Annotated in this window: 10 protein-coding genes and 1 tRNA gene; 8 read left to right on the top strand and 3 right to left on the bottom strand. The window is 49.5% G+C overall.

Annotated features, from left to right (window positions below):
• Window positions 1-75 precede the first annotated feature (75 nt).
• Window positions 76-840 (top strand): PTS sugar transporter subunit IIA, encoded by a 765-nt coding sequence (locus BZG77_RS13885; RefSeq protein WP_077647669.1) that lies wholly within the window; start codon window positions 76-78, stop codon window positions 838-840.
• Here BZG77_RS13885 and BZG77_RS13880 read toward each other — a convergent pair.
• Window positions 831-1,694, bottom strand: coding sequence for an AraC family transcriptional regulator (locus tag BZG77_RS13880; RefSeq protein ID WP_077647668.1), 864 nt, complete (start codon window positions 1,692-1,694; stop codon window positions 831-833). The two genes, BZG77_RS13885 and BZG77_RS13880, sit on opposite strands and share 10 nt — an antisense overlap.
• A gap of 249 nt (window positions 1,695-1,943) precedes the next feature.
• Here BZG77_RS13880 and BZG77_RS13875 point away from each other — a divergent pair, with 249 nt between their 5' ends.
• The 7 genes from BZG77_RS13875 to uhpC all read left to right on the top strand — a co-directional run bounded on the left by BZG77_RS13875 (window position 1,944) and on the right by uhpC (window position 10,517).
• Entirely contained in the window at window positions 1,944-3,854 is a 1,911-nt protein-coding gene (locus tag BZG77_RS13875; protein WP_077647667.1) for a PTS fructose transporter subunit IIABC, read from the top strand.
• Between the two features lie 120 nt (window positions 3,855-3,974).
• Window positions 3,975-5,060, top strand: coding sequence for a mannose-6-phosphate isomerase, class I (manA, locus tag BZG77_RS13870; RefSeq protein ID WP_077647666.1), 1,086 nt, complete (start codon window positions 3,975-3,977; stop codon window positions 5,058-5,060).
• Entirely contained in the window at window positions 5,002-5,382 is a 381-nt protein-coding gene (locus tag BZG77_RS13865; RefSeq protein WP_077647665.1) for a hypothetical protein, read from the top strand. Before manA ends, BZG77_RS13865 begins: the two co-directional genes overlap by 59 nt.
• 213 nt (window positions 5,383-5,595) lie before the next feature.
• Entirely contained in the window at window positions 5,596-6,993 is a 1,398-nt protein-coding gene (uhpT, locus tag BZG77_RS13860; RefSeq protein WP_077647664.1) for a hexose-6-phosphate:phosphate antiporter, read from the top strand.
• A gap of 105 nt (window positions 6,994-7,098) precedes the next feature.
• On the top strand, window positions 7,099-7,707 hold the full coding sequence (uhpA, locus tag BZG77_RS13855) for a transcriptional regulator UhpA (protein ID WP_077647663.1): 609 nt from the start codon (window positions 7,099-7,101) through the stop codon (window positions 7,705-7,707).
• Window positions 7,704-9,215: a signal transduction histidine-protein kinase/phosphatase UhpB gene (uhpB, locus tag BZG77_RS13850; protein ID WP_077647662.1), complete on the top strand. Its 1,512-nt coding sequence runs from the start codon at window positions 7,704-7,706 to the stop codon at window positions 9,213-9,215. Before uhpA ends, uhpB begins: the two co-directional genes overlap by 4 nt.
• 12 nt (window positions 9,216-9,227) lie before the next feature.
• Complete coding sequence (gene uhpC / locus BZG77_RS13845; RefSeq protein WP_077647661.1) at window positions 9,228-10,517, top strand: MFS transporter family glucose-6-phosphate receptor UhpC; 1,290 nt, start codon at window positions 9,228-9,230, stop codon at window positions 10,515-10,517.
• 89 nt (window positions 10,518-10,606) lie between these two features.
• Here uhpC and BZG77_RS13840 read toward each other — a convergent pair whose 3' ends face one another.
• A complete protein-coding gene (locus BZG77_RS13840; protein WP_077647660.1) occupies window positions 10,607-11,773 on the bottom strand; it encodes a nucleotide sugar dehydrogenase in 1,167 nt (388 codons plus the stop codon).
• 108 nt (window positions 11,774-11,881) lie between these two features.
• Window positions 11,882-11,969, bottom strand: a tRNA-Ser gene (locus tag BZG77_RS13835).
• Window positions 11,970-12,169: the final 200 nt, after the last annotated feature.

Raw genomic sequence — 12,169 nt, 5'->3', positions numbered from 1 at the left:
CTCAACCATTGTTCGCCTTGCCATGGAAGACGTTCTCACGGATGCGAAAGCGGCGCTACAAACGCAACTTTCCCTATGACGGGCGCATTTGTTTGCTTTTCGGCGCCGCTGCAAGGTTTAGTCAGCTGGCAAATGAGCGAGTTGGCAAGGCTATGCTCGTTGTTTAGTGGAAAAAGCACCTTTGTGAATGTCAGCAAAGACTGCACATCAGCGACCACCGACACTTTATCCATGCTTGCCACGGGCACCCAGCCCAATGATATTTGCCTGCTTCTGATCGAGGGAGCAGATGCCGAGCTAATGTGCTTAGTGCTCGCTGAATACGTCAGTAAGCACTGGCATTTGCTCAGCACCTCTGCCTTTACTGCTGCCGCAAACAATCCGTTAGACACACCATCGCGCTTCGCGCATCTAAATCTGCGCGTTGAAGGATTACACACCCAAGCGACACAGTGTGAATCGCTGTTTAGGGAGATCGTTGAACGCGTCGCGGAAAAAGACACATCAATGCAAGCTCATGCGGCTTTTATGGCGCGGGAGGCACATTCATCCACTTACCTTGGCGATCAGGTTGCACTCCCTCATATTATTGATAGCAGCGTCCCTCATCCCGCCATCATAGTGACTCGCTGCCACTCTGCGATGACCTGGTTGAATCAAGAATCGGTTTCACTGTGTATTGCGATCGCGATCCCCTGCGACATCGAGCGTACGACACTACGCGCCATCAGCCGCCTATCTCGCCGTTTGTCTTCATCCGTATTCCGGCACTGGCTAACACACTGCGATGATATTACTACCCAAATTGCGATGCTAGATGCCGCCTTAGTTCAGGATTGATGACTAAGCCGTCGATATTCAGAAGGGGTCTTGCCCGTTCTCGCTTTAAACACGCGGCAGAAATAGTTCACGTCATTGAACCCACAACGACAGGCAATATCGACTAACCGGAACTCATAACGCATCAACATAAATTTGGCTCGGTCAATGCGCACCCACACAATGTAATCTGCCAGTGTCATATGGCCATATTGTTTAAATAAACGTGACAGGTGGCTCGGGCTRATGTGGAAATGCGCGGCAATATCCGCACGCGAAAGGGCTTGCTGGTAATGCTCTTGAATGTAAATACAGATCCCCTGGTAGAGATCTTCCCCGCGAGAGTGGGCATTGAATATTGGTTTATCAACTAATTGATGGGTGTAGGCTAACAACGCCTTAATCAAATACCCATCGGTTAGCTGCTTGTTGGGCTCTTTCGCAAGCGCGTTTAGCGCTTCTAGAATGTTATCCACCGCAAAGCCTGCACGCATCGGCACGGAGAACTTCTGYACACCGTAAAATCCGGCCACGTTAGCGCGTTTATTCACAAGGCTAAACCCCAACTGCCGGCGGCCATACAGCAAACTCAGCACCGAGCATGAATGCTGCCAATCGGGTTTGTTCCAGCAGTTTGGCGCGATATAAAGCGCCTCGCCACCGACCAACGTGTGTGTTTTTACGCCCTCAGGCGTCGAGACAATATTGGTATATTGRCCAGACACCACAATTTCTAAGCGTGGAAAGTTAACTTGATAGCTAAAAGSCTCAGGCACTTGCCAATCATTGGCAAAGATCACCCGACCRAACTGCTCGTCAGGTGAYTTCAGTAGTTCAAGCAAATGAGAAAAGCTGGTAGGTGTCGAGGCTTTCATTATCATCCCTATCCGATCGTTTTCGGGCTCGCTGTCCAAAACGGTAAATGACCGCAAACGGCGTCAGTACGACGCATCAGCAACACCGCCATTATACCCATACGATCTGCSATTGCCGCTAATGAGCGAGATCACATTAAAAATGGTTGGGCACAATCATCCAGTAAATGCTATTTCTCTGCACTATTTTCCAGCCGCATACGGGCGCAAACTGATCACCATGTTCACACRAATCGGCAGGAGCCCATCATGATATCTGAACTGATCAACGAGCGCTTGATACGTCTCAACCTYGACGCCACCAGCAAGCAAGATGTATTTAATGAACTGAGCCAAGCATTGGTCGATAATGAYCGTGTTAGTGATAAAGCCGCATTTATTGCGGATGTGAATGCRCGCGAAGCCCTRGGTAATACAGGCTTTGAAGCGGGCATCGCACTTCCTCATGCAAAAAGTGACGCCGTTACCAAACCCGGTGTGGTCATCGGTATTAGCCGAGACGGCATCGATTACGGGGCAGAAGATGGCGAACGGTCTCATATCTTTTTTATGATTGCCTCTCCCACTAACGGTGGCGACCATCATATTGAAGTGCTGGCTTCCCTTTCTTCCAAACTTATTGAGCCAGGATTCACGCAAGCGCTGCTTGCAGCCAACACGCCCAGTGAGGTCATGACCCTGCTGACTCAGCCCAGCAAAGAAAGCAATAATACCGGACCGAAAAAAGGCCTTATTATTGGTGTAACCGGTTGTCCGGCGGGGGTGGCACATACCTATTTAGCGGCCGAAGCGCTTGAAAAAGCCGCTGACGARCTGGGYTATGAGATAAAAGTAGAAACCAACGGCTCGATTGGGGTTAAAAACKCMCCCACACAAGACGACATATTACGCGCCGATGCGATTGTCGTTGCCTGTGATAAACAAACCGATATGACCCGCTTTAACGGCAAAGCTGYGGTCGAAGTCGGCGTTAAAGAAGCAATTCGCGACGGTAAAGGCTTAATCGAAAACGCACTTAATGCCAGCCCTTATCAAGCCGCGGGTACGTCCAAGCAAAGCACAAACRCCAACGCACCGTCCACTGGCACCACAAACTGGCGAAGTAACTTATATCGCTATYTGATGAATGGKGTCTCGCACATGATCCCCTTTGTGGTCACTGGCGGGCTATTGATTGCGCTGKCTCTCGCCATTGGCGGTGARCCRACRGAAGCRGGCATGGCCATTCCAGAAGGCAGTGCATGGCAACAAGTGCTCGATGTCGGTGTGATTGCCTTCCAATTAATGATCCCAGTGCTTGCCGGCTATATCGCCTATGCGATTGCGGATCGCCCGGCACTTGCGCCAGGGTTAATTGGTGGCTGGATTGCCAATACCGGCAGCTTTTACGGCGCTGAAGCGGGCACCGGCTTTATCGGTGCCATCATTGCGGGTTTGCTTGTGGGGTATTTCGTCAAATGGGTCAGCGGAATTAATTACCATAAATTCCTCCAACCACTCGTTCCCATTATGATTGCGCCGATTACCGGTACCCTGTTTATCGCCGCGCTATTTATCTTTGTGATTGGGGCGCCYATTGCCAGCCTGATGGATTCACTTACCGCCATGCTCACCGCCATGAGCACCGGTAACTACATTTTATTAGGGATTGTACTGGGCGGCATGGCAGGCTTTGATATGGGTGGTCCATTCAATAAAGTGGCTTTCTTATTCTCCGTGGGGATGATTGCCAGCGGACAAACTCAATTTATGGGTGCGATGGCCTGTGCTATCCCAGTCGCTCCCCTAGGAATGAGTTTAGCAACCGTGCTAGGCCGTAAGCTTAATATCTTTGAAGCCACTGAACACGAAGCCGGTAAAGCGGCGGGGGCTATGGGCCTGGTCGGMATTTCAGAAGGGGCGATTCCCTTTGCCGCCCAAGATCCTATTGCGGTGATCCCCGCCAATATGATTGGTTCGATGGTGGCGGCGGTGATGGCCTTTGGATTCGGTGTGACTAACAGCGTGGCGCATGGTGGCCCCGTGGTGGCATTRCTGGGCGCRATGAACAARCCTGTTATTGCCCTTATTTGTATGATTGCCGGCGCGGTGGTGACTGCATTGGTTTGCGTTAGCTTGAAGAAGGCACGCAAAGCCCAGTGGCTGCAATCAGCCGCTTAATTATGCTATAACCACACCATYATTATCACTTTCGGCCTCGCCAATCGGGGCCGATTTTCTCGTTTAAGAGTATATTTTCTCGTTTAAGACTATATCCTCTCGTTTAAGAGTATCGCTTGTATGAATAGCCCATTTYACTCACAGCCATTTTTTTTAATGCGCAATCCCATTCAAACCTATCAATGGGGGAGCTGCACGGCTCTGCCAGCACTGTTTAATATYGCGAACCCCGACCAACAGCCGCAAGCTGAAATCTGGATGGGCGCGCACCCTAAAGCCAGCTCCGAGATACACGTTGGCGAAGCTTGGCTGCCGCTTAATACCTTGATTGCGTCTGACCCGCAATCCGCCTTATCCGCTGAGATTTATCAACGCTTTRGTGAACTGCCTTTTCTATTCAAAGTGCTCGCCGCAGACACAGCGTTATCCATCCAGGTACACCCAAGCAAACAAGAAGCCGAACACGGCTATCAAAAAGAAAACCAACAAGGCATTTCCCTATCAGCCGCGCATCGCAACTACAAAGATCCCAATCACAAGCCTGAACTGATTTATGCGCTGACCCCGTTTAAGGCGATGAACGGGTTTCGCCCTTATTCAGACATTATTGCGAACATTGCAAAAATCAATCACGATTCACTCACCCCGATTTTTCAAGCCTTTACCGATTCCCCGGCTGAAGACTCGCTACAAAGCGCCTTCGCTCAGCTATTAGCGCTTGAGGCAACTGATAAAACGGCAGCAGTCGACGCTTTAATGGCAGTGGCCAATCAAAACGCGACGGAAGCCCCCTTCGATACCATTATTGATTTGGCGACACAGTACCCAGGCGATATTGGCCTGTTTGCGCCGTTATTGCTGAATGTCGTGACACTTGCGCCGGGGGAAGCGATGTTTTTGCACGCGCGCACCCCTCACGCTTACATTCAGGGTGTCGGACTCGAAGTCATGGCCAACTCCGACAACGTATTGCGAGCCGGACTCACCCCCAAGCATATCGATGTTGATGAGCTGATCGCCTGTACAAGCTTTGCTCCTATAGCAACGGCTAACATAACACTCGAACCGACACGCACTGACCAAGGAACGCATTACCCGGTCGCGGTGCCTGATTTTTCTTTTACGCATTACNGTCGGACTCGAAGTCATGGCCAACTCCGACAACGTATTGCGAGCCGGACTCACCCCCAAGCATATCGATGTTGATGAGCTGATCGCCTGTACAAGCTTTGCTCCTATAGCAACGGCTAACATAACACTCGAACCGACACGCACTGACCAAGGAACGCATTACCCGGTCGCGGTGCCTGATTTTTCTTTTACGCATTACCTTCAGGTTGACGATCTCACATGCCATATGCACAGCGGTGAAATCATCTTCGCCATTGATGCCCCACTGACTGTTTCTCATGGCGACCACAAGCTGACCATTGAAAAAGGCGAGTCTATTTTTATACCGGCGTGTACGAGCGAGTATCAATTACACTGCCARGGCGGCGCTGTGAGGGTGTTTAATCAGATAGGATAAATGAGGAGGGGCCTTCCCTCCTTTTTACTCAGCCGTTTATCGTATTTGTCTTTTATGATGCTTAACGTTTGTTGTGATGCCTTTCACGATTTATARCCTACTCAATAAAAACTAAGACAATTTCCTAGTTCAACTAAGCCGTCGTCTCAAGGGAGCGGCGTCATCGCGCCGTATACTGCTTGCCATTACCTCCACTCACTTACGAGCGAACTTATGTTGAACTTTCTCAATCAAGTCAGAAAGCCCACATTAGATCTGCCAGCTGAACAGCGCAGAAAAATGTGGCTCAAACCTTTCCTGCAATCTTACTTAGTCGTTTTTATTGGCTATTTAACCATGTATCTGGTGCGAAAAAACTTCAACGTCGCTCAGAACGATATGATCAATCAGTATGGCCTCTCCATGACCGAATTRGGGATGATTGGTCTCGGTTTCTCTATCACCTACGGGATTGGTAAAACCGTTGTTTCCTACTACGCCGATGGCAAGAATACAAAGCAATTCCTCCCGTTTATGCTGATCCTTTCTGGTCTTTGTATGCTTGGCTTCAGCTTWAGTTTGGGCGGCGGTAGCATCAGCCTCTTTCTAATGGTGGCGTTTTACTCACTGAGCGGCTTTTTCCAAAGTACCGGTGGTCCATCAAGCTACTCAACCATTACTAAATGGACACCGAGCAACAAACGCGGGTCATACCTTGGTTTGTGGAATATGTCGCACAATGTCGGTGGTGCCGGTGCCGCCGGTGTGGCCTTGTTTGGTGCCAACGTTTTCTTTGATGGTAACGTCATCGGGATGTTCGTGTTCCCTGCAGTCATTGCAATYATCGTTGGTGCAATTGGGATGCGATATGGTAGTGACTCACCAGAAGCCTATGGGCTAGGCACCGTAGAAGAGCTTTTCGAAGAACCGATAAGTGATGAAGATCGTGAAGCTGAAGAAAACAAGATGACGAAAAAGGAAATGTTCCTTAAGTATATCTTGAAAAACAAAGTCATTTGGCTGCTATGCTTTGCTAACATCTTCCTATACATCGTTCGCATTGGTATCGACCAATGGTCYACCGTGTATGCGTATCAAGAGCTGGGCTTCTCAAAAGAGACCGCGATTTCTGGCTTTACCATGTTTGAAGTCGGCGCGCTGGTYGGCACACTAATGTGGGGATACCTTTCAGATCTTGCTAACGGGCGCCGTGCACTGGTTGCTTGCGTTTCCCTCGSRCTCATTGTCATGACACTCGAGTTCTACCAATACGCCACCAGCGAATTTATGTACCTGTCTGCATTRTTTGCGCTCGGTTTCCTCGTGTTTGGTCCGCAACTATTGATCGGTGTCGCCGCGGTTGGCTTTGTACCGAAAAARGCRATCAGTGTCGCCGATGGCGTGAAAGGTACCTTTGCGTATCTGATTGGTGACAGCTTCGCTAAACTGGGCTTAGGTATGGTGGCCGATGGCACGCCARTCTTTGGCTTAACGGGCTGGAAAGGCACCTTTGCGGCACTGGATGCCTCTGCACTGATCTGCTTAGGCTTACTGGCCATGGTGGCTATCGCTGAAGAGCACAAAATCCGCAAAAAGAAAAARGCGATGAAGCTCAARGCACAGGCATTATAAATTRAACGCGCAGTCAGCCCCACAGCGCTGCGCGCTCAACAATTGATATACCACATTGCATTAGCGTCATACTGGCGCTAATGTACTGCTTTTTGCAGGCAGTCTATGATCAACGTTGTATTGATTGACGACCATCGAATCGTACGGTCCGGTTTTGGTCAACTGTTAAATATTGAACCTGATATCAATGTGATTGGGGAATTTGGCTCGGCAAAAGAGGCCCGCCAGCACCTACCTGGATTGCCGGTGCATGTCTGTATTATGGATATCTCTATGCCTAATGAGAGCGGCCTGCACTTRCTCGAGCASCTTCCCTCTAGTATTAACACATTAATGCTAAGTGTTCATGACTCGGCCAGTATGATTGAAAAAGCMCTGCAACTGGGTGCTAAAGGCTACCTCAGTAAAAACTGCCACCCAGATGATCTCATTCAAGCKGTRAGAACCTTGGCACAAGGTGGCTTYTTTGTGACCAAAGATATCGCACTGCAACTCGCTGCACCAACCCACCCTTCGTCGTGTCAATTAGCCACACTCACCCGCCGTGAAAAGCAAGTGGCGACMCTGATTGCAGACGGATATGCGATCAAACACATTGCCGACCAATTGGGGATTAGCCCAAAAACAGTGCATGTTCACCGCGCCAATGCAATGGAAAAACTCGCGGTCGATAACAATGTGTGCCTAGCAAAAAAACTCCAACAGGATGTATGAACAAAGCCACGGTTAACTGGATCATCAACGCCCTTTGCATTTTGTTTTTCGTACTCTGTGCATGGGTCAATCTTTGGGTGATCAGCCGTTTTCTCTTGCCCACGAATACCCTCGCAGTGGTATTTTTACCCTTTGCCTGTCGCCTTGGGTTGATTATCACAACTCGTCGTACGTATTGGGCGGCCATTTACTTGGCCGAATGGCTGGCCTTGGCCATTCTTTTTCAATACTTACCCAGCCAAGATTGGCTTCGTTTAGGGTTACTCAGTATTCTTTCATGGCCAATATGTCATGTACTAACGGCTTATGCGCACCGCCACCATTGGCCGTTTTTATTACTCGCCAGTGTGGCGGGGTTGGGCCAAAGTGCCACTATCGTGAGTCTGGGGGCGACGTTATCAAGCGATAACATGCTGTTATTACTGGCGCCGCTTACCGCCATGTTAATTGTCCTGCCCTGCTGCTATTTGCTCACTTTTTATCTGTTCTCAAAGCCRTGGGGCATGGTTTCTGCCCGTATCGCACACACGCCGATCCTCTTTCATTGGCGCGATGGGCTAATATGCAGCGCCGCGTTTATCTTTAACTTACTCATTCAAACGCAATTACCTCCCTCACTGGACCGTTTTGCACCGTTTTGTTTGGCGATTCCCATCATTTTGTTTGCGCTAAAATATGGCTGGCAAGGTGCATTTCTTGCGACTCTGTTCAATAGTTTGGCATTGGTGGYTGCCCATACMGACGYCTCAGCGACCGCCACGGTAGCCACTGTCGAGTTATTGTTATCACTTGCTGTGCAAACTATGACCGGYATTGGGCTRGGRCTTGCCGTGCAGCGWCAGCGCGATCTTACTACTGGTATTCAGCAACAACTGCGCAAGAACCAATATTTGTCGCGTCAACTGATCAGCACWGAAGAAAAGATCCGACGAGATATTGCTCGCGAGCTACACGATGATGTCGGCCAGAACATAACCGCCATCAAAACCCACGCGAATATCATTAAACGACTGGATAACGATCACGCTTATGCCCCGTATGTGCAAGTGATTGAAGACATGTCGATGAACATTTATCAATCAACCAAAACCTTACTTGCGCAATTGCGGCCAACCGTTTTAGATGATGTTAGCTTTGATGATGCCGTTAGCCAGTTGGCGCATGATATGGGATTTGCCGCCCAAGGGATTGATATAAGRCTTTCGATTACTCACCATCACCCAGTAAGCGACACCGTGCGTGTTACCCTCTACCGAATTTGCCAAGAGGCATTGAATAATATTCATAAACACGCCAATGCACGTCATGTCGCCGTTGTTATTTCATTGGGTCATACTAGCGCCTTGCAAGTGACGGATGACGGCTGTGGTTTTACYCCTAAAGACACCGTTAACGGCTTTGGTCTGAAAGGCATTCGAGAGCGAGTCGWAGCAATGGGCGGCGATTGCGATATTCAATCCAATCAAAATGGAACATCGCTCACGCTATCACTTCCACACATACCTTAAACAAGTAAGATCATGACAACACAGACGCGTACCCAAGACACCCTCTACGCCTATTGGCGGCGCCATATTATGCTGGGCATGTATGTGGGCTATGCAGGCTTTTATTTAACCCGTAAAACACTGAGTGCTGCCTCGCCGGCGTTGATTACAAACCTAAATATCGATATGGCGCATATCGGCTTAATGGGAACGCTATTTTCGTTAACCTACGGCGTGTCGAAGTTTGTATCGGGAATGATTGCAGATCAAACCAACTCACGTTTTTTTATGAGCACAGGGCTGATATTGACGGGCGTGATTAGCCTGGTTTTCAGCCAAATGCACAGTATTGCTGCTTTGACTGCATTRTGGGTGGCTAATGCTTGGTTTCAGGGATGGGGATGGCCAGCGTGTGCCAACTTGCTAACCAGCTGGTACTCCCGCAACGAGCGTGGCGTGTGGTGGGCTGTTTGGAATACAGCACATAACCTTGGTGGTGCCATTGTGCCGGTGTTAGTCGCGTATTTAGTCATCCATGTGAATTGGCAGGCTGGGTTTGCCTTACCCGGCGTGGCCGCGATTGTGATTGGGCTGTTATTGTTTTTTTACTTACGTGATAAACCCAAATCACTTGGGTTGCCCAATATTGGCGATTGGCGCAAAGACAAGCTAGAGCAATTTCACGAAGCAGACAGCCCTTCTTTAGCCTATCGCACTATTTTGCATCGCTATGTGCTCACCAACCGCTATCTGTGGTTACTCGCGGTCAGCTATATCATGGTGTATATCGTCCGCACCGCCATTTACGACTGGGGCAATATTTATCTTACCCAACAGCATCACTACAGCTTGATTCAAGCCAATGTTGCCTTGGCCATGTTTGAAGTCGGCGGGGTATTAGGCTCGCTGGTCGCAGGCTGGGGATCTGACCGAATTTTTGCCGGTAACCGCGGGCCCATGTGCATTTTGTTTGCCACCGGTATTTTTCTATCGGTCGCTGCGTTCTGGCTATTTCCGTTCACCGACATTTTTATTCACGCACTGTTGCTATTTTGCGTGGGCTTTTTTGTGTTTGGCCCGCAGATGCTCATTGGCATGGCTGCAGCTGAGTGCTCCCACAAACAAGCAGCAGGCGCGTCGACAGGCTTTGTCGGCATTTTTGCCTACTTAGGCGCAGCCGCCGCTGGCTAYCCKYTMGCRCTGATTATTGAAGCTTTCGCGTGGCAAGGCTTTTTCATCGCTATTGCGTTATGTGCGGTGACCATTGGGCTGGTACTGCTCCCTTTTTTAAGAATGCAGGTGGATACGAGCGAGGAAAAATAGAACAAGAACGGAAATCTACTATTCAATGTATACTTGGGCTTGTGTCATCGCCACCAATGGGCCTAGGATCCTAGGCCCTCACACTTTCATCAATCCGCCCCGAACAAATCGCGGGTGTAGACTTTGCTTTCTACATCGCGGATTTCATCCACCATGCGGTTGGCGACAATCACGTCGGCGCGTTGTTTGAAGGTATCCAAGTCTTTGATGACTTCAGAGTTAAAGAAGGTGTCTTCTTCAAGCACCGGCTCGTACACTACCACGTCAATGCCTTTGGCTTTAATCCGTTTCATGATCCCTTGGATGGCCGAAGCGCGGAAGTTGTCTGAGCCAGATTTCATCACCAAACGGTATACACCGACCACCTCCGGTTTTTTGGCAATAACCGCATTGGCAATAAAGTCTTTGCGGGTGGTGTTGGCATCAACGATAGCTTGAATAATATTGTTGGGCACGTCTTGGTAGTTAGCCAATAGTTGTCGGGTGTCTTTTGGCAGGCAGTAACCGCCGTAGCCAAACGAGGGGTTGTTGTAGTGATCGCCAATGCGTGGGTCTAGCCCTACCCCTTCAATGATCTGGCGCGCGTCTAAACCGTGGGATTCGGCGTAGCTGTCCAGCTCGTTAAAATACGCGACCCGCATCGCCAAGTAGGTGTTGGAGAAAAGTTTCACCGCTTCGGCTTCGGTGGAGTGGGTAAACAACACGGAGATACCCGATTTGACTGCACCTTGTTGCAACAAGGTAGCGAACTGGCGCGCGCGCTCGGATTGCTCACCGACAATGATCCGTGATGGATATAAGTTGTCGTAAAGGGCTTTGCCTTCGCGCAAGAACTCGGGTGAGAAGAGGATGTTTTCACAGCCCATTTGTTGCTTAATATGCTCGGTATAGCCCACTGGTACCGTTGATTTGATCACCATCAYCGCATCGGGGTTAATCGCCATCACATCTTTAATCACCGCCTCGACCGAGCTGGTATTAAAGTAGTTGGTTTCGGGATCGTAGTCGGTRGGGGTGGCAATCACCACAAAGTCCGCGCCTTGGTAGGCCWGCTCTTTATCKAGGGTRGCGRTAAAGTTCAGTGGTTTTTCGGCGAGGAATTGCTCWATTTCGGCATCGACAATCGGGGATTGTTGGTTGTTAAGCAGGTTAACCTTTTCTTCCACTATGTCGAGTGCGACCACTTCGTTATGTTGAGCCAATAACATGGCGTTCGACAGGCCGACGTAACCTGTTCCAGCAACTGCAATTTTCATCGTTTTATTCTCTTGGATCAAACCTGAGAAAAGGGTATCACGAGGATTGAGGAACGACTAGCGGCTGCACATAGCAAAAAACCGCCACGAGGGCGGTTTTTTTAATGATGGCGGTGAGAGAGGGATTCGAACCCTCGATACGTTGCCGTATACACGCTTTCCAGGCGTGCTCCTTCAGCCACTCGGACACCTCACCATATTGTGTGTTAAACGACATTTACGCTGGGTGGCTTATAACCCCGCTGTCGCGTTAACGGGGCGTACTATAGAGAGTTGCTGCTTTGCGGTCAAGTTGTTGGTGATAGGTTTGCGTTTAAATGGCTATTTCATCGCCAAACCTATTTGTATCCCAGAAAGAGAAACTTGTACCCCAGAAAGAGAACAAGGCCTTTTCAG

The sequence above is a fragment of the Salinivibrio sp. IB643 genome (assembly GCF_001996105.1).
GTDB lineage: Bacteria > Pseudomonadota > Gammaproteobacteria > Enterobacterales > Vibrionaceae > Salinivibrio > Salinivibrio costicola.
The sequence above is the reverse complement of the archived record's forward strand: the minus strand, read 5'-3'. Positions and strand labels throughout refer to the sequence as shown.